Here is an 18,149-nt window from a genome sequence, read left to right as displayed (position 1 = left end):
AAAATATAAGCTAACAGGCCGCGACCAGTCTTTTGCTGGCCGCGGCCTTTGGTTTTTTAACCAACACATCCGCCGATGCGTCTTCTGCGACCTTGCCATTATCCAGCACGACAATGCGATGACATAATCGCCAAGCCAGCGCGATGTCGTGCGTGATGAAAAGCAATGATAACCCCTGATCGCGCCGCAATGTTTCGAGCAAAGTGACAATCTGATCAGCCACAATAGGGTCGAGCGCAGACGTTGCTTCGTCCAACACCAACAGATCCGGTTCAACAGCCAAAGCACGTGCAATCGCCACGCGCTGCGCTTGACCGCCGGAAAGCTCAGGCGGCTTGCGATTGAAAAAACCTGCATCCAAGCCAACCGACTTCAACAAGCTGTCGACCCGTAATCGCCGTGACGCGGCATCTATATCTTTGCGCAGATGCACCAACGGCTCTGCAACAATATCATAGACAGTCCATCGCGGGTCGAGACTGGCCAGCGGATCCTGAAAAACAGGCTGGATAGCCAGCAACTCCTGACGCTCTCTGCGCTTACCCAGACTATGGGAACGCAAGCATATTTCTCCGGCGCTTACCGGCCCCAGCCCAGATATCGCTTTTGCAATGGTCGATTTTCCCGACCCAGAGCCACCAACAAGCGCAACCGATTCCCCATGAGCGATGGTCAAATCAACATCATGCACCACTCGGTTTTTCGGTTTGAGAAAGCCATTGCCCGGAAAATCTACGCACAACCCGTTAACAGCCAATAATGGCCCAGACTCTGTTCCAATATCCGCCATGTGGCCGCGTTGCGGGGGCTGATCGGATATGCGCGGCACCGCGGCAAACAGCGCGCAGGCATGTTCGGACTGTGGTTCTGACAGCAATTGCGATGCAGGCCCCGATTCCACCAATGCGCCGGACTGCATAACCACCAAATTGTCCGCAATATCACGCAATTTGGCAATGTCATGACTGACCAATAACAACCCCATATTGCGTTTGCGCACCAACTGCGCCAGCAATGCCAGTACGGCACCACGCAAAGGCGCATCCAGCGCAGATGTTGGTTCATCAGCCACCAGCAATTGCGGGCTATGCGCCAGCGCGCAGGCAATCATAACCCGCTGCCTCTGTCCGCCCGATAATTGATGCGGATAGCGCTGCAAAAAGACGGGATCATCCAATTCCACTTCCGTCAATAATGCCTGCAATGCGGGCATATCGGGCCTGCTTCCTCCGGCCTGCATTGCCGCTTCGCGCAAATGATCGGCAATGGTCATATGCGCAGTCAGCGCCGCCAATGGTTGCTGGAAAACAAAACCGACATATTGGCTGCGCAGCCTCGCCAATTCAGCCTCATCACGGCCAACCAGCTCTTCTTCCATGAGCCTGACTGAGCCGCTGGATTCTGCGTGGCTGAGGCCGAAAGGAGTCAAAGCGCTCATCGTCTTGCCAGAGCCTGAAGCGCCTATCACTGCGGTGATTTCGCCCCTCGCGATGGAGAAACTGACATCGCAGACCAACGCCTTGCCGCCAATTGACGCGCCAAAACCATCATATGCCAATATGGTCATACGAACCTGTCCCTTAGTTTTTCCCCGATCAAGGTCAGCGCCATCAGCAAGACCACCATGATACCGCCCGGCAGTAACAGGGCGATGGGGTCAATATCCATCACCTCTGCCCCGTCTTTAATCAATATGCCCAAAGAGGTTAGCGGCTCCTGCACACCCAGACCCAGAAATGACAAAAAGCTCTCTATCATCACCAATTGCGGTAATGTCAGCGCCAGATAAGCGAGCGCGATACCGGCCAGATTGGGCAAGATATGTCGCAGCAATATATGCGATGAAGGGGCACCGGCTGCGCGTGCGGCAAGAATGAATGGACGATCCTTTAGCGTCAAAACCTGCCCGCGTATTATCCGCGCCATGGTCAGCCATTCGACCAGCCCGATGCCGACAAAGACCAGAATGATCGATCGTCCAAACACCACCATCAAAATGATCACCACAAACATGAAAGGCAGCGCAAAAAGCGCATCCACAATACGCATCATAACAGCATCGGTGCGCCCGCCTGCCCAGCCAGCAGCCATGCCCCATGCCACGCCGACAACCAGCGAGACTATGGCCGCAACACCGGCCACCAGCATGGTCACCATGGTCGCCACTGCCAAGCGGGCAAGAACATCGCGGCCAACATCATCTGTACCGAGCAAATGCCCGTTCACTCCGGGCGCAGCATTGACATTATTCCAGTCTATCTGTGCATGGTCCCATGGGCTGAACAACGGCACCATAAGTGCGACCACCATGATCGCGATGATGATATATAGGGCCGTTCTCATCTTTGCACACGCGGGTCGAGCCATGCATAAAGCAGGTCGGCAATAAGGTTGAACAGGATGATCAAGAGCGCGTAAATCAATACCACCGCCATGATAAGCGGGTAATCACGATTAAGTGCGCCCTGCACAAAATAGCGGCCCAGCCCCGGCAAGCCAAACACCGTTTCCACCACCACTGCGCCAGTCAGCATACCAGCGGCTGCTGGTCCCAAATAGCTGACCACCGGCACCAATGCAGGCCGAAGAGCATGACCATATAAAATAGCTATACGTGATAAGCCTCTGGCCCGCGCCGTGCGGATGGCATCACGCTGCCACAAATCCGCCAGAGCTGCGCGCACCAGCTTCGCAATTGCACCTGCCACCGGCAAAGACAAAGCGATAACCGGCAATACCCAATGCCAGATGCTGCCAGTCCCACCCAGAGGCAATAGGCGCAGCGTGACGGCAAAGAGCAAAACCAGCAAGGGGCCCGTGACGAATACGGGCAAGGCAGTCAGCAAAGTCGCCAGCAGCATAAGATATTTATCAAGATACCCACCGGGAGCCAGCGCGGCACGAACCCCCAGAGCAAGACCGATAACAAAGGCCAATATAATGGCTGCTCCGCCCAACATCATGGATGTTGGCAGACCCTGTGCCACCAGCTCCGTGACAGTGAAATCGCGGTAAACCAGGCTCGGCCCGAAATCACCCATAAGCACTCGTCCCAACCATGTGATGAGTTGCTGCCACATAGGCTGATCAAGACCATAGCTCGCCTCCAGCGCGGCACGGGTGGCATCATCCAAGGGCCGTTCCCCATCAAAAGGGCCGCCCGGTGCAAAGCGCATCAACAGAAATGACGCGATCAACACAGCGCCCAAAGTCGGGATGGCGGTAAGCAGCCTGTTCAGGGTCTGACGTATCATAAAACCCTGATGCAACAGCTTGCGCTCAAGGTCACTCGAAAAATCGCTTTAAGAAATTACTTGCCGTTGACCCAAGGTAAAGCGGCATAAGATGGCTATGACTGATTCGCCAAGCCAAAAACAAGCAAGTCCAAAACACGTAAGCCACAAGCAAGCAAGCTATGCCCCAGACGCAGATACCAACGCGCCCATTGATATGCGCGAATTGGTGCGCCGGACGGGGCTGACCAGCCGCGCATTGCGTTTTTATGAAGCACGCGGACTGATTGCACCCCTGCGCACATATAAGGGCAAGCGCCTGTTTGGCCCAGCCGAGTTGGAGCGTGTCCACCGGATTGTCGTGCTGAAATCGGCGGGCCTTAGCCTATCGCAGATGAAAGACCTGTTTGATGGCAAAACCGTTGATCTGGCGGCGCTGCTCAATGCGCAGCTGGCCATGCTCAATGAACAATCGCAGCAGATTAAAAATGCGCAGACCGTCATCAATTTTGCCTTGTCCCGCATCGCCCGCAGCGAGCCGCTCGATGCCGCGACATTTTGCTCGCTGATCGAAAGTGGAGACAAAATGATGAACCAGGAACCCAAAGAATGGAAAGAGGTCACTGACCGATATTTTAGCCCGCAAGAAAAAGCACATTGGGCAGAGCAATGGGAGAAAGTGCCTGCCGATTTTGATGCTGAGGCCTATGCCGCGCAATGGAAAGAGCTTGGCGATGCCATAAAGGCCGCGCTGCCCATGGCGCCTGATAGTGATATGGCGCAGCACTTTGTCGACAAATGGTATGATCTGCTCAAACCCATGGCGGAATTTTACACGCCTGAAATGTGGAATGGCGCGGCGCGGCTTTATGATAATATGGACGAATGGGCCGGCAAAGGAGCCGATAACAATAAAGGCCAACCCGACCCCGGATTTGATAAACAGGTCTGGGATTTCATAAAATTGGCCACCGCCGCGCGTATCGCAAAGGGCGATGCACCATCACCATTAGCCAGTGATTTTTGGCCTGCAACGCAAACTGACAACAGCGCTAAAGAAAAGGAATAAGCAGATGAACGCATGGATGTTGCTCGCAGTGGCGATTATTTTTGAGATTTTGGGTACCAGCCTGCTCAAAGCATCAGACGGCTTTACCCGTTGGGGCATTGGGGCGGCATCCATAGCGTGCTATTGGATATGCTTTGCCTTTCTGGCCGTGGCGATAAAATCTATCCCCGTCGGCGTAGCCTATGCGATATGGTCCGGCGTCGGCATTGTCGCAATTACGATCATCGGCTTTGTGGTTTTCAGGCAAAATCTGGGCTTTATGCAAATTGGCTGTATCGCCCTGATTGCTATAGGCGCCATCGGATTGAACCTGACCACGCCCGCCCATAATAGCGCACCACAAGCCGAAACATTGGCTTCCTAGGGCAATATTTCTAGAGCGATATTCGCACTAAACCAAAATAATATCATCGCCATAGCCGGTTAGCACGCGGTCATGGGTCATGAAGTGTAGCTTTTCACAGCGCGCCTGCGCTATCATCATCCGGCCAAAGGGGTCAGCGTGGATGGCGGGCAAATCTGATATGGTGGCAGCGTGCTGCGCAGTCATATCGAGCATTTTCATGCCCGATGCGGTGAACACTTCATGCGCTTTTTTGGCGGTAAACCCAAAAGCATCCTGACGCTCAGGCCGCAAAGCCGATTTTATTGCAATCTCCCAAATTGCGGCAGCACTCACAAAAATGGCGGATGCTTTGTCAGTCAGCAATTGCCGCGCTGTTTTTGTCAGCGCCATATTATCTTCGACAATCCATACCGCTATATGCGTATCAAGCAGCAGCCTCAATGCTCGTCCTGTCCGGCAAATAGCTGCTCTATAGCATCATTATCGGCGTCAAAATCGTCGGGCAGGCTGATAACGCCTTTTCCCAGACCAAAAACCAGTTCTGGCTTAGGCGCTATGGGCACCAGCCGCGCCGCCGGCTCACCATTGCGCGCAATGATAATTTCCTGCTCTTCACCCGATTTTATCGCCTGAACAAGACGCGAAAGCGTGGATTTTGCTTCATGTATATTGATATAATCCATAGACTATAACTTAGCTAAGTTTAGCTAAGTTGTCAACCGGCCCGCAATTACCGTGTAGGCACGGGCGCTTCGCCGGAATAATCGTAAAAGCCCTTGCCGGTTTTGCGGCCCAGCCATCCGGCCTCAACATATTTCACCAAGATCGGCGCAGCACGGAATTTGGGGTCGCCAGTGCCTGAATAGAGCACATTGGTAATGTGCAGACAGGTATCAAGGCCGATAAAGTCCGCCAATGTGAGCGGCCCCATAGGGTGGTTCAGACCCAATGTTACCGCAGCGTCGATATCAGGAATTGTCGCCACCCCTTCGCCAAGCGCGAAACAGGCTTCATTCAGCATGGGCAGCAATATGCGATTGACGATAAAGCCCGGCGCGTCATTCGCATGGACGACCTTTTTGCCGATTGCCGCGGCATAGCTTTCAACCTTGCCCACGGTTTCATCAGATGTGGCCAGACCGCGGATCAATTCGATCAACCCCATCACCGGCACGGGGTTGAAAAAATGCACACCCACAAAACGCTCTGCATCGGGTGATGCCTGTGCCATGCGGGTAATGGGAATGGACGATGTGTTGCTGGCCAGCACCGCCTGATGCCCCAGCACTTTGCCCACTTCATCAAAAATCTTGCGCTTAATATCTTCGCGCTCGGTCGCTGCTTCAATCACCAGACCAGCCGTCGCCATGGGTTCATATTCGCCAACCGGCTGAATACGCTTCAGCACATTTTCCGCTTCCTGAACATCCATTTTCTGCTTGGAAACCGCACGGCCCAGAACATTGCCAATATAGTCTTTTGCCCGTTCCGCCACGGCCAGTTCAACATCCGATAAAAAGACCTGATAACCGGCTTGCGCACTTACCTGAGCAATACCCGCACCCATTTGTCCGGCTCCGATGACAGCAACACTTTGCATATAATAATCCTTTTGGCTGTTCCGCTTTTCAGCCTGTTAGGCGTTTGCGGACAATCTCTCAATACCCCTGTCATGCTGCGAGCAACTGCACGCGGCGAAACAGGGAAACGCTATTGGCTACAAACCCAGTCTGTTCACGGTGCAGATTTGGATGGCCGGGCCTCAGCCAAAAATAATGTATAGGCGTCATCTGGCGCATTCCATTCCGCCACAGGTGACCAGCCGCCTGCACGCAGCATAAGCCGCGCATCACGCAGACCATATTTATGGCTGTTCTCAGCATGAATTTTCTCACCAGCTGCCATGGCGAAAGATTGGTCGTTGATAGTGAAACGCACATCTTCCAAGGCTTCAATATAGGCCTCAATGCGCGAATAACGGTCATTCCAAATGGAGAGGTGACGGAAACTAGAAACCGGAATATCGCCATCAAGCTCCCGATTGATACGCGTCAACAGGTTGAGCGTAAATTGCGATGTTACGCCTTGCTGATCATTATAAGCCGCCAGCATAAGACCTTCATCCTTAATCCTGTCCATGCCAATCAGCAGATACGCGCCAACGCCCAAATTGCCCCGCATCGCTCTCAACAAATCTATTGATGAACGCGGCACCATATTGCCGATGGTTGACCCGGGGAAGAAGCCGAGTTTTGGCAAATCTGTGACCGCTGATGGCAAGGTTAATGGGTGCATGAAATCTGCAGCCACGGGCAGGATATTGAGTTCAGGAAACTGCTCTTGCAAAACTGCGTTGCTGCTGGCCAGAAAATCAGCGGAAATATCAATCGGCACATAAGCCGCTGGATCAATAGCGCGAAGCAAATGCGGCGTTTTGGTAGAGCTGCCAGAACCAAATTCCACAACCGCGCGGCCTTTGCCGGTAATATCTGCAACATGGGGGCAAACTGCCTCCAGCAACGCCGTCTCTACACGGGTCAGATAATATTCGGGCAGCTGGGTGATTGCTTCAAACAGCTCTGACCCTTGCCGATCATAAAGCCACCGCGCCGGTATTGCATAAGTTTTATCAGTGAAACACCGCATGATATCGGCAAGAAAAGCGGGGTCGGCAGCTTCTGGCATTATTCTCTCTTATAATTTTATCTATATTTTGGGGACGGTTTATAAAGGCAGGATCGGGGCGTCTATGCGCAGATTCACAGATCACGCGCCAAGCGCACACCTGTGAATTGCCAGCGTTGATGCGGGTAGAAGAAATTGCGATAGGATGCGCGAATATGCCCTTTGGGTGTAGCGCAGCTTCCACCTTTCAGGACAAATTGCCCGCTCATAAACTTGCCATTATATTCCCCGACTGCACCGTCAGAAGCACGAAAGCCGGGATAAGGACGAAAAGCTGATCCGGTCCACTCCCAGACATCACCGAACATTTGCTGAAAACCTGTCCCGCCATTGGCAGCAGATGCAGATGCTGGATGAACAGGTTTGGCAGCATCAAGCAAATTGCCATGCTGGTCGGTCAGATTTTGCGCTGCACTTTCCCATTCCGCCTCGGTTGGCAATCTGGCGCCCGGCCATTTTTTGCTCGCCCAACTGGCAAAGGCATCCGCCTCATACAGGCTGATATGGGTAACCGGCGCATTGCTATCCAAAGGGTGCAAACCATCTAGTCGAAAGGCTTTATACGCGCCCTGATCATCACATTCCCAATAGAGCGGAGCGGTGATTTTCTCGCTTTGTACCCATGCCCAACCGTCCGACAGCCAATATTGCGGGTTTTGATAGCCGCCATCAGCGATAAATTCGTAATATTCACCATTGGAAACAGGGCGATTGGCCAAAGCATGCGGCGTCAATATCGTCTGATGGCGCGGCCCTTCACAATCAAAAGAGAAACCGTCGCCATCATACCCTATTTCGACGATACCATTCACACCTTCTATCCAGTGCAAGGGCGGCCTATTACTCTTGTCAGCGGCCATTTGCGGCTTGCTGGCGTAAACGGCAGGATAAAGCGGATTTTGCGCGAACAAATGTTTGATATCGGTTAGCAAAAGTTCCTGATGCTGTTGTTCGTGATGGATACCAAGCGCGATAAGGTCCAGCACCGCATCGTCTTGTGACTCCAGTAATTGCTGCATCGCCGTGTCAACATATGCCCGATACGCCAGAATATCATCCAGCGTTGGGCGGGTAATCATCCCGCGCCTTGCCCGGCTGTGGCGCGCGCCTTCCGCTTCATAATAGCTGTTGAACAGAAACGGATATTGCGCATCATATAACGCATAATCCGTCAGATGGTCACGCAGCAAAAAGGTTTCAAAAAACCAACTGGTATGCGCCAAATGCCATTTGGCAGGTGATGCATCTTCCATAGACTGAACTGTCGCATCTGCATCGCTCAACGGCGCACATAATTGCACCGTCAATGCACGGGTCGCGCGGTATCGCTCGGCAATAACCGCTATATTTCCGCACTCTTTATCGGCAGTAACAGAAGCAAGGTTTTGGGGGATATCAGCCTATCCTATAGCGTGATGGTCTAAGCGCAGTGCAGAAGGGTTTTTTCATTATAGCCAAATTATTATTGCAGCAAATTATTGCAAATAAAAGGTCATTTCTCTGCACCAACAAAGTGGCAGGTCTAACGCGAACCGCCAGGAACCCAGAGCGGATCACCGCCCCGCGCCTTATTAATGAACCGCGCAAGCACGAACAAATAATCAGATAGCCGGTTAATATAGGTTAGCGCATAGGGGTTGACCGGTTCCGCATCAGCCAGCGCGACAATTGTGCGTTCTGCGCGGCGGGTAATGGCCCGTGCCATATGGACCGCCGCCGCAGCCTGACTGCCACCGGGCAGGATGAAACTTGTCAGCGGCTCCAATGCGTCATTCAATGCATCAATGGCCTCTTCAATCGCTGTGGATTGGCTTTCCACCATTCGCAATGTCATTTCCGAAGGCGTGAAATCATCGCCCGGTGTTGCCAAATCCGCGCCCAGATCGAACAGGTCATTCTGTATGCGGGCCAAAAATGCTCTTTGATCGGCCCCATTATCATCAACCGCCCGATCAGCCGTCAAAGCGACAATCGCCATGCCAATCATGCTGTTCAACTCGTCAACATCACCAATGGCGGCAATGCGCAACGCATCTTTGCTGATACGCGAGCCATCAACCAAGCCAGTCGTGCCATTATCACCGGTGCGGGTGTAGATTTTGTTGAGTTTGACCATCTTTGTACGCCTGTTATTTATGCCGGAATTACCGAAGGCTAGTACTATAAATTATGCACAGCGTTTCGGCCGGAAAATATTTTATCCGGATTGAGCAACCAGCATAAGAACCACCAATATACCCACGGCAATCGCCTGATATTTCACGCGGGCAAACATCATTTTATTCTGCATCTGATGGCTTTTGGTAATGCCGGGATTTTCCAAATCTTCCTTGGTCATGCGCAAAAAGGCAATCAGCCCCCGCACCAAAGCAAAAACAACCATCAGCGCGATGATGACGAACAGGATGACCAGAAAAATATTCATGGATTGCTATCTAGGCATCATCGCACAAAATGCCAGCGGGAAAGCGATGTTTTTCCAGATTGGCAATCATCGCCTCGCTGCTCATTCCGCCTTGTCGCAATGATCGCAATGTCAGAGAGTTATCAGACTTGGCCAATTTGCGGCCATCAGGTGTGATCAACAGCGCATGATGCGCATAAACTGGCGTTGGATAACCAAGCACGGCCTGCAACAGGCGATGGACATGCGTGGCGTGTAAGAGATCATGCCCGCGCACAATATGGGTTATTGCTTTGTCTGGCGCATCAGGGCGCGCATCATCGACCACAACGGCCAAATGATAGCTGGCAGGGCGATCACGGCCAGCCAGCAATATATCCCCCAATATCGCTGGGTTAACACGTGTCACAGTGCCGGAAATATCGCGCCAGTGTAGCGGCTCTACACCATTGGCTTGGGCGCCATCATCTTGGGTATTGTCATAGACCCATGTCGCCGCCTTGGCGTGGTCAAGCCGCCAGCCATGCTCTTCTGTTTGCGCCCGTTCCTTTGCCGCCTCTGACTCAATATGGCGGCAGGTGCCTGGATAAATCGGTCCTTCCGGCCCCATAGTGCGCGATAGGCTGGCAATGTCTTTGCGAGAACAGAAACAGCGATAGGCCAGCCCCATCTCCTCCAGCTTAGCCAGTGCAGCGGCATAATGGTCCAGCCGCTGCGATTGCATCAGCAGGTCATCCCATTCAAAGCCTATCCAACGCAAATCTTCGATCATCGCCTGCGTAAATTCGGGGCGGCACCGTGTCGCATCAATATCCTCAATACGCAGCGCGATCTTTGCATTATACCGACGCGCGAAATGCTGCACTGCCTGTGCCGCAAAGCCATGACCAATATGCAGATATCCGGTCGGACTGGGCGCAAATCGGGTGCGAGCTATCATCGGCTCAACAACAACCAGCGGTATTTATGATGTCTGTTCATCCCCATATTTGGTGACATAAGGGGTTGACCTTTGTGCAGCAACAAGATTGATTGTGCATATGTCCAACACGGTTTTTTGCAATCAAAGGCGCAAAACGCCCCCTATGAAAAGGGGAATTGCTCGCGCCGTTAGGACTCGCATTGTCAGGGCGTGGCGCATTACGGTTAGTGACAGTATGAAAATGCGCACTAAGCCGACAAGCCACCATGATATATGGCTTTTAATGTCCGCCTTGCGGGCATTTTTTTGCCTGCCGCAAATATAGGGATGAACAGAGGAACCCGTAAATATGTATCATTCTGATCTGATCGACCGCGCCATTGCCGAACGGCATGGCGATGAGGGGCGTCATCCAGACAGTTGTCCTGCTTTGGTGCTGAATGCTGATTATACGCCGCTCAGCTATTATCCTTTGAGCCTTTGGCCATGGCAAACAGCGGTGAAAGCTGTATTTCTGGAAAGAGTGGATATTATTTCCAGCTATGAGCGGCAAATCCACAGCCCCAATCTGGACATGAAAATCCCTTCGGTCATCGCACTGAAGCAATATGTCAAACCATCAGAATATCCTGCTTTTACACGTTTCAATCTCTTCCTGCGCGATAGTTTCGCCTGCCAATATTGCGGATCACCGGACAATCTGACCTTTGACCATGTTATTCCGCGGCGGTTAAACGGCAAAACAACTTGGCAAAATGTCGCCACCGCCTGCGCGCCATGTAATATGAAAAAGGGCGGGCGGACGCCAGAACAGGCGCATATGACATTGAAAGTGCCGCCCATTCGCCCGACCAATTGGCAGTTACAACAGCGCGGACGCGCATTCCCGCCCCACTATCTGCATGAAACTTGGCGCGATTGGCTCTATTGGGATATTGAACTAGAGGCTTAGGCCAAGACTATCTATATCAGGATAGCAATGCACAATATTGATCCTGCCAAATTGCTTTGAGCAAATAGGCTTTATATAAGCACAGACCTCATCATTTACCGCAACTGCTATTCACAACCCCAAAGCATGTTTTGCCAGATGGAAGATCACATTTTGCTCGATCGTCCCGCGGAACAAATGCGCACGCGGACCATCGGCCTTTATCACCACATCTTCGCCGCCATGGGTTTCGCCGCGTGTTGGTACGGTTGCCTGTTGCTGGTAATTGAGCGCAGTCGTGTCGACATCGCTAATATCAGCGCGCGGCTCATTTGATGTTGCGCCCGGACCATTGGCATAGCCCAAAGTGGTATAAGGTTTTCCGTCCGCCGTCTGCGTATAGGGGCCGCTGGGTACCTTACCCAATATCGGGTGATTGCGCGGCTGATAACCGGCAATAGTGAAAACATGGCTGTGGTCAGCCGTTACCAGCACCAGAGTATCGGCACTATCCGTCGCAGCGACAGCCGCAGCGATAGCTTCTTCAAACGCTTTAAAATCTTCCAGAGCACGGGCGGCATTTCCGCCATGATGGGCATGGTCAATCCGCCCGCCCTCAACCATCAGGACAAAGCCTTTCGGGTCTTGTGACAAACGGGCAATGGCCGCTGTCACCATTTGTGCAAGCGAAGGCTCGTTCACTCCGCCTTCAACACGCAAACGGTCGGCTTCATATTGCATATGGCTAGGTTCAAACAAACCTAGCACTGGCCCAGAACTGCCAGGATCAAGCGCTTTAAAACCAGCCATATCATAAACCACTTGGCCCTGCGGATTATTGGCCTGCCATTCTGCGACCAGATTGCGGCCATCCTTGCGGCGGCCATTTTGATCAGCATATTCAGGGTCAGCCATGGTTTGTGGCAGGAAATTGCGACGACCGCCGCCCATAACCACTTCAAAACCGTCACCAGTGTCCCAGCCAATAAGCTGAGAGGCGATATCTTCGCATGTACTGCCTTCGGGCAGGTCACCATCAACTTCCCAATCGCGGCTAGCGGCATGGGCATAGGTTGATGCAGGCGTTGCATGGGTAATACGCGCGGTCGAAATAATGCCTGTTGCGCGGCCCGATTGTTCAGCCAAATCGAAAAGCGATGGCAATTCCAACCCCTTGCCACTTTCACAATTGCCGGTTTCAACCGCGCTGCTGACGCCCAAAACGCCGATACGGGTTTTCACACCAGTAACGATGGCTGTTGCTGTCGCTGCGCTATCGGGCACCTGCGTGTCATAGCTATAGGTTTTAACAATTGCAGAATATGGCAAGGCATCGCTGGCGGTAACAAAGGATGGCCCGTCCACATTGGCGGCCTGCCCTTGATAGATGCGCCCGGCCGTAATGGTACTGACGCCCATGCCATCACCGATAAACAGAATCAGGTTCTTGGCCTGCGCGTTATTTTCCTGTGTCGCCAGACGCTCCGCCAATGCGGCTTCTCCAGCGGCATAATATGGGTCTTTTTCAGTCGCCCCTTCGGTCTGCTGCGCATTGGCCGGAGCGGTGAGCAATGCCCCCCCGCCCATAGGCGCCGCGCACGCGCTTATAGCCGCACATGCCAGTAACATTCCCCATTTTCCGCTTGGGCGATTACGCTGGATCATTGTTAAAAACCTCTTTGCCTTATACTCATTTGGTTGACCATGCTCTTCCCATGATAAAGTGACAAGGCAAAGACAAATTTTGCCAATATATATTTTCCCTCAACAGTCGCGGTAAAAGCCTTGACCTATTGCGCGCTGCAGTGCAGCAATTGCGCATGGCTACCCACCCCAACCCCGTTCGCCCTCCGGTCACACAAAATCCGGATATCCGCTATCTTGGTAAGCTGCTTGGTGATGTTATTCGCACCCAAGGCGGCGACAAGCTGTTTCGCCAAACCGAATATATTCGCGCGGCAAGCGTTGACCGCCATCGCGGCATTGTCGGGGCAGATGCTGTCGATACAGGCATTGATGCACTTAATCTGGACGATACACTCGCTTTTGTGCGGGGTTTTATGCTGTTCTCCCTGCTTGCCAATCTGGCAGAAGACCGTGAAGGTGTGGCGCAGGAACCGGGCGCATCGGTTGATGAAGCCATTGCCTTGTTAAAAGAAAAAGGCGTTGATAACGACGCCATTGCTGCCTTAATCGACGCCAGCCTGATTGTGCCAGTGCTAACCGCGCACCCAACAGAGGTGCGCCGCAAAAGCGTTATCGACCACAAAAACCGTATTGCCAGCCTTATGCTGCAGCGCGATGCAGGGCGTGAGGTCACAGAAGATGGCGACGCGGTTGAAGATGCTATTTACCGCCAAATTGCCCTGCTGTGGCAAACCCGTGCGCTGCGCCGCGAAAAACTGGTTGTGGCGGATGAAATTGACAATGCTCATGCCTATATGCGCGATGTGTTCCTGCCGGTTATGCCAATGCTGTATGCGCGGTGGGAAAAGGCGCTGCTGGGCCATGATATCAAAAAACGCCCCCCCAGCTTTTTGCGACTGGGCAGTTGGATAGGCGGCGATCGTGATGGCAACCCCTTTGTCGATGCTTCTACGCTTAACTATGCGCTGTCACGCGGCGCCAGCACCGCCATCCGCTATTATCTTGATGCGCTGCATGCCCTTGGTGCAGAGCTTAGCATTTCATCTGAACAGGCCGAAGTGCCACAAGACGTGTTGGATCTCGCGGAAGCCAGCGGTGACACCGCGCCAAGCCGCCGCGATGAACCTTATCGCCGTGCGCTGACTGGCATTTATGCGCGGCTGGATGCCAGCCATGTTGCACTGACCGGTGCGCCCAGCCATCGCCCATCCACTTTGCAGGGCACAGCTTATGCCAGCTGTGATGAACTGCGCGCTGATCTTGTAACCATCGCCAATGGTCTGGCTATTCATGGCGATGCAGCCTTTGCCAGCTCTGGCGCTTTAGGCCGTCTCATCCGCGCAGTGGAGACCTTTGGTTTTCACCTCTCCACGCTCGACCTGCGCCAGAATAGCAAAATCCATATCCGTGTCGTGGCTGAGCTTTTGGCCGCTGCCGGTGTGTGCGAAGATTATGCCGCTTTGGACGAAGATGCACGGGTCGCCCTGCTGTTAGGTGAATTGGCGCATAACCGCCCCTTATCCAGCCCCTTCCACCAATATGGCGAGGAAACCGCCAAGGAAATGGACATTTTGCGCGCCGTTGCGCAGGCACATCGCCTTTACGGGCCGGAATGCATCACCAATTATAATATCAGCAACGCCGAAAGCGTGTCCGACATGCTGGAGGTGTATTTGCTGCTGAAAGAGGTTGGGCTCTACCGCAGCAAAGGCATAGGTGAAGCGCCTCATGCACCCATCATGGTTGTTCCTTTGTTTGAAACGGTCAGCGATTTGCAGAATGCGCCCGACACCATGACCAACTTTTTCGCCATTCCCGAAATGGAGAAACTGGCCAAACAGCGTGGCGCGCAAGAAGTGATGATCGGCTATTCCGACAGCAATAAGGATGGCGGTTATATCACCTCCACTTGGAGCCTGTTTAAAGCCAGCTCCGCACTGGCCGAGATTTTTGCCGGTGTTGGCATTGGCATGCAGCTTTTCCATGGCCGTGGCGGCGCGGTTGGCCGCGGCGGTGGTTCGGCATTCCGCGCCATTCAGGCACAGCCGCGCGGCACCGTTCAAGGGCGGATCCGTATTACCGAACAGGGCGAAGTTATTGCCGCCAAATATGGCACGATCGACAATGCCGCTAGCTCACTGGAATCCATGACATCGGCAACATTGCTCAGCACCCTTTTGCCACGCGAACGCGCGGAGCAAGAGCGCACCCAATATGCCGCGGCGATGGATCAGCTTTCTGACCAAGCCTTCACGGCATATCGCGATTTGGTGTATAATACGGACGGTTTCACAACCTTTTTCCGCCAGATGACACCCATTGCCGAAATCGCGTCTCTCAAAATCGGGTCGCGCCCTGCCAGCCGCACACAAAGCGCACGGATAGAGGATTTGCGCGCCATTCCATGGGTGTTTAGCTGGGCGCAAGCGCGCACCATGCTGCCAGGCTGGTATGGCGTTGGCACAGCGCTCAACAATTTTGAGGATAAGAAACTGCTCGCCGCCATGGCGCAGGAATGGCCGTTTTTCGCCACCGCGCTGGCCAATATGGAAATGGTATTGGCCAAATCGAATATGGATATTGCCCGCCTCTATTCAGGCATGGTGGAGGATGCCGATCTACGCCAGAGCATCTTCACCCGCATCCATGATGGCTGGCACCAAACGCGGGACAATCTGCTGGAGATTACCGGCCAGTCACGTTTGCTGGAAAATAATCTGAAGCTGGAGCAATCCATCCGCCTGCGCCTGCCCTATATCGAGCCGCTTAACCTGCTCCAAATAGAACTCATAAAACGCCACCGCAGCGGCGAAACCGACCCCCGCATTTCAGAAGGCATTCAGCTAACCATTAACGCGATTGCGACGGCGTTGCGGAATAGTGGTTAGGGTTTTGCGTAATAACATTATAATCGACAAAACTGAGTATGACCTTACTCACTTAAATCCTTTTACCATCGATATACAAGCTAAAGCAGAAGGAGCTAAAACCTACAGAGTTTTGGTCTCATTTGGCCATCATACATTCACAAAAAAGTTTAGAGAGGGAATAGATTCCGGCGCATTGATACATATTGAAGGTGGCGAAAAAAGGTGCTTCTGCCAAGACCGTTATACAGCATCGAAAGGCTTACGCTCTCTGATTTATCATAATCGCAAAGGAAAGGCATATTTCAGTAATAAGCATAACTTCATGCTTATCGATCAACCCCTTGGCGGGCATCCATATGCTGTTTTCTTCACCTTACAACGTGAAAAGAATATTCAAAATGTCGATGCTATCATGTTTGTTATAAGCGCGTATGAGAAGCCCAATTTACCCGCCAAAAGCAGGTTACCCTCTATCTCATTTGCAACTTTAACGCATAAAACAGTCAAAAATGAGAGGATAATAAGGCCAAAAAAATAGCCGCCCCGAAGGACGACTATTTGTACGAGAAATCCCTTTAACATCACGCTCCGCGAAACCCTTTTCAGGGCGGGTCACTGTTTTTCACTCGCAATCAGTGTGTATATTTATACATTTAGATTATGAATATTTCAACAACGAAATGCATATAAAGCACAATCCAATTTAACATTGGTATGGCTCTGTCGCCATTATCTAAACCACCTGCCCCGCGGCCCAGCCGCTGGACCAGGCCCATTGGAAGTTATAGCCGCCCAGCCATCCCGTGACATCCACGCCTTCGCCGATAAAATATAGCCCCGGAACGCGTTTGGCCTCCATGGTTTTGGAGGAGAGGTCGGCGGTGCTGACGCCGCCTGCAGTGACCTCTGCCTTGGCATAGCCTTCGCTGCCATTGGGGGTGAATTGCCAATCCTGTAGCTGCGCCATCATAGTAGTGAGCTGCATATCCTTACACTCACCCATGACCAGATCATCGCGGTCATGCGCACTGGCAATCCGTTCGGTCAGCGCTTCGGCCAGCCGCCCCGGCAATGCATTGGCCAACACCATGGAAAGCCGCTGCGCAGGGTGCGATCTTTTGCTGCTTGCCAGCCAGTCCGCCGGACGATCGGGCAGAAAGTTAATCCCCACCGCATCGCCTTTGCGCCAATAGGAGGAGATTTGCAGGATCGCCGGACCAGACAGCCCCTTATGTGTAAACAATGCACCCTCTGCAAAGCGTGTTTTGCCGCAGCGCGCAACCACGGGCGCGGAGACGCCGCTCAGCTCTCGGAACAGCACATCTTCGCCGCCCAAGGTCAGCGGCACCAATGCCGGACGAGGCTCCACAACTTTAAGGCCAAATTGCCGCGCCACATCATAAGCAAAGCCGGTTGCGCCCATTTTGGGAATGCTGGGCCCACCGGTCGCGATAACCAAAGAGGGCGCTTTGGCCTGACCGGCATCATGGCTGACGCGGTACCCACCATCATTATGCTCTATGCCGGATATCGCGCTGCCCAAAGTGATCGTGACATGTTCTTTGGGGCATTCATCCAGCAGCATGGCGACAATCTGCTTGGCCGAACCATCGCAGAATAATTGCCCCAATGTCTTTTCATGCCAGGCAATGCCATGGCGATCGACCATGGTAATAAAATCCTGACTGGTATAGCGGCTGAGCGCCGACTTCATAAAATGCCGATTGGCCGAGAGAAACCGCTCTGGCCGCACATCCAAATTGGTGAAATTGCACCGACCGCCACCGGAAATCAGTATCTTCTTGCCCGGCCTATCCGCATGGTCGATCAGCAGCACTTTACGCCCGCGTTGCCCCGCAATGGCCGCACACATAAGCCCCGCGCCGCCCGCGCCGATGATGATCGTGTCATAATGTTGGGTATTGCTTGTCATCCCCGCGCCTTAGCGGGGTTATTGGCTATCGGCCAGAAATGTCTGCTCAGTGCATCAAGGAGATTGCCTGATCAAGAGTTCTACTATCCATGACGAAGACCGCTTAGGG

18 protein-coding genes are annotated in these 18,149 nt (G+C 53.0%); 5 read left to right on the top strand and 13 right to left on the bottom strand.

The window, feature by feature from the left end; genetic code table 11:
• Positions 1-10: 10 nt before the first annotated feature.
• From ACR9YC_RS01565 to ACR9YC_RS01555, 3 genes are read right to left on the bottom strand one after another with little or no spacing between them, the layout of a single operon-like run.
• The gene (locus ACR9YC_RS01565) at positions 11-1,567 is read right to left on the bottom strand and encodes an ATP-binding cassette domain-containing protein (protein ID WP_438729024.1); all 1,557 of its coding nucleotides are present in this window, start codon (positions 1,565-1,567) and stop codon (positions 11-13) included.
• Positions 1,564-2,343 carry an ABC transporter permease gene (locus ACR9YC_RS01560; RefSeq protein ID WP_438729022.1) on the bottom strand — a complete coding sequence of 260 codons (780 nt, stop codon included), beginning with the start codon at positions 2,341-2,343 and terminating at the stop codon, positions 1,564-1,566. Before ACR9YC_RS01560 ends, ACR9YC_RS01565 begins: the two co-directional genes overlap by 4 nt.
• A complete protein-coding gene (locus tag ACR9YC_RS01555) occupies positions 2,340-3,254 on the bottom strand; it encodes an ABC transporter permease (RefSeq protein ID WP_438729020.1) in 915 nt (304 codons plus the stop codon). The genes ACR9YC_RS01560 and ACR9YC_RS01555 overlap by 4 nt, the downstream gene beginning before the upstream one ends.
• Before the next feature lie 91 nt (positions 3,255-3,345).
• Here ACR9YC_RS01555 and ACR9YC_RS01550 point away from each other — a divergent pair, with 91 nt between their 5' ends.
• On the top strand, positions 3,346-4,302 hold the full coding sequence (locus tag ACR9YC_RS01550; protein ID WP_438729018.1) for a MerR family transcriptional regulator: 957 nt from the start codon (positions 3,346-3,348) through the stop codon (positions 4,300-4,302).
• Positions 4,303-4,306: 4 nt separating this feature from the next.
• On the top strand, positions 4,307-4,666 hold the full coding sequence (locus ACR9YC_RS01545) for a DMT family transporter (protein WP_438729016.1): 360 nt from the start codon (positions 4,307-4,309) through the stop codon (positions 4,664-4,666).
• 27 nt (positions 4,667-4,693) lie between these two features.
• Here ACR9YC_RS01545 and ACR9YC_RS01540 read toward each other — a convergent pair whose 3' ends face one another.
• The 8 genes from ACR9YC_RS01540 to gluQRS all read right to left on the bottom strand — a co-directional run bounded on the left by ACR9YC_RS01540 (position 4,694) and on the right by gluQRS (position 10,677).
• Positions 4,694-5,089: a type II toxin-antitoxin system VapC family toxin gene (locus ACR9YC_RS01540; protein WP_438729014.1), complete on the bottom strand. Its 396-nt coding sequence runs from the start codon at positions 5,087-5,089 to the stop codon at positions 4,694-4,696.
• The gene (locus ACR9YC_RS01535) at positions 5,086-5,331 is read right to left on the bottom strand and encodes a type II toxin-antitoxin system Phd/YefM family antitoxin (RefSeq protein WP_438729012.1); all 246 of its coding nucleotides are present in this window, start codon (positions 5,329-5,331) and stop codon (positions 5,086-5,088) included. Before ACR9YC_RS01535 ends, ACR9YC_RS01540 begins: the two co-directional genes overlap by 4 nt.
• Positions 5,332-5,378: 47 nt before the next feature.
• Positions 5,379-6,248 carry a 3-hydroxyacyl-CoA dehydrogenase NAD-binding domain-containing protein gene (locus ACR9YC_RS01530; protein WP_438729010.1) on the bottom strand — a complete coding sequence of 290 codons (870 nt, stop codon included), beginning with the start codon at positions 6,246-6,248 and terminating at the stop codon, positions 5,379-5,381.
• 134 nt (positions 6,249-6,382) lie between these two features.
• On the bottom strand, positions 6,383-7,333 hold the full coding sequence (gene egtD, locus ACR9YC_RS01525) for an L-histidine N(alpha)-methyltransferase (RefSeq protein WP_438729008.1): 951 nt from the start codon (positions 7,331-7,333) through the stop codon (positions 6,383-6,385).
• Positions 7,334-7,407: 74 nt separating this feature from the next.
• Positions 7,408-8,679 (bottom strand): ergothioneine biosynthesis protein EgtB, encoded by a 1,272-nt coding sequence (egtB, locus tag ACR9YC_RS01520; RefSeq protein WP_438731933.1) that lies wholly within the window; start codon positions 8,677-8,679, stop codon positions 7,408-7,410.
• Positions 8,680-8,855: 176 nt separating this feature from the next.
• On the bottom strand, positions 8,856-9,449 hold the full coding sequence (locus ACR9YC_RS01515; protein ID WP_438729006.1) for a cob(I)yrinic acid a,c-diamide adenosyltransferase: 594 nt from the start codon (positions 9,447-9,449) through the stop codon (positions 8,856-8,858).
• 81 nt (positions 9,450-9,530) lie between these two features.
• Complete coding sequence (locus ACR9YC_RS01510; protein ID WP_438729004.1) at positions 9,531-9,758, bottom strand: HIG1 domain-containing protein; 228 nt, start codon at positions 9,756-9,758, stop codon at positions 9,531-9,533.
• A 10-nt stretch (positions 9,759-9,768) separates the two neighbouring features.
• On the bottom strand, positions 9,769-10,677 hold the full coding sequence (gene gluQRS, locus ACR9YC_RS01505) for a tRNA glutamyl-Q(34) synthetase GluQRS (protein ID WP_438729002.1): 909 nt from the start codon (positions 10,675-10,677) through the stop codon (positions 9,769-9,771).
• A gap of 331 nt (positions 10,678-11,008) precedes the next feature.
• Here gluQRS and ACR9YC_RS01500 point away from each other — a divergent pair, with 331 nt between their 5' ends.
• On the top strand, positions 11,009-11,611 hold the full coding sequence (locus ACR9YC_RS01500) for an HNH endonuclease (RefSeq protein WP_438729000.1): 603 nt from the start codon (positions 11,009-11,011) through the stop codon (positions 11,609-11,611).
• Positions 11,612-11,722: 111 nt separating this feature from the next.
• Here ACR9YC_RS01500 and ACR9YC_RS01495 read toward each other — a convergent pair whose 3' ends face one another.
• Positions 11,723-13,255 carry an alkaline phosphatase gene (locus ACR9YC_RS01495; protein WP_438728998.1) on the bottom strand — a complete coding sequence of 511 codons (1,533 nt, stop codon included), beginning with the start codon at positions 13,253-13,255 and terminating at the stop codon, positions 11,723-11,725.
• Between the two features lie 155 nt (positions 13,256-13,410).
• Between ACR9YC_RS01495 and ppc the strand changes: the two genes are divergently transcribed.
• Together ppc and ACR9YC_RS01485 are read left to right on the top strand one after the other, a co-directional pair.
• Entirely contained in the window at positions 13,411-16,125 is a 2,715-nt protein-coding gene (gene ppc / locus ACR9YC_RS01490; RefSeq protein ID WP_438728996.1) for a phosphoenolpyruvate carboxylase, read from the top strand.
• 4 nt (positions 16,126-16,129) lie between these two features.
• Complete coding sequence (locus ACR9YC_RS01485) at positions 16,130-16,645, top strand: hypothetical protein (RefSeq protein WP_438728994.1); 516 nt, start codon at positions 16,130-16,132, stop codon at positions 16,643-16,645.
• A gap of 195 nt (positions 16,646-16,840) precedes the next feature.
• Here ACR9YC_RS01485 and ACR9YC_RS01480 read toward each other — a convergent pair whose 3' ends face one another.
• Positions 16,841-18,040, bottom strand: coding sequence for an NAD(P)/FAD-dependent oxidoreductase (locus tag ACR9YC_RS01480; protein ID WP_438728992.1), 1,200 nt, complete (start codon positions 18,038-18,040; stop codon positions 16,841-16,843).
• Positions 18,041-18,149: the final 109 nt, after the last annotated feature.

The sequence above is a fragment of the Parasphingorhabdus sp. DH2-15 genome, from assembly GCF_051668705.1.
In the GTDB taxonomy this organism is placed as follows: Bacteria; Pseudomonadota; Alphaproteobacteria; order Sphingomonadales; family Sphingomonadaceae; genus Alterisphingorhabdus.
This window is presented reverse-complemented; position numbering and strand designations above follow the sequence as displayed.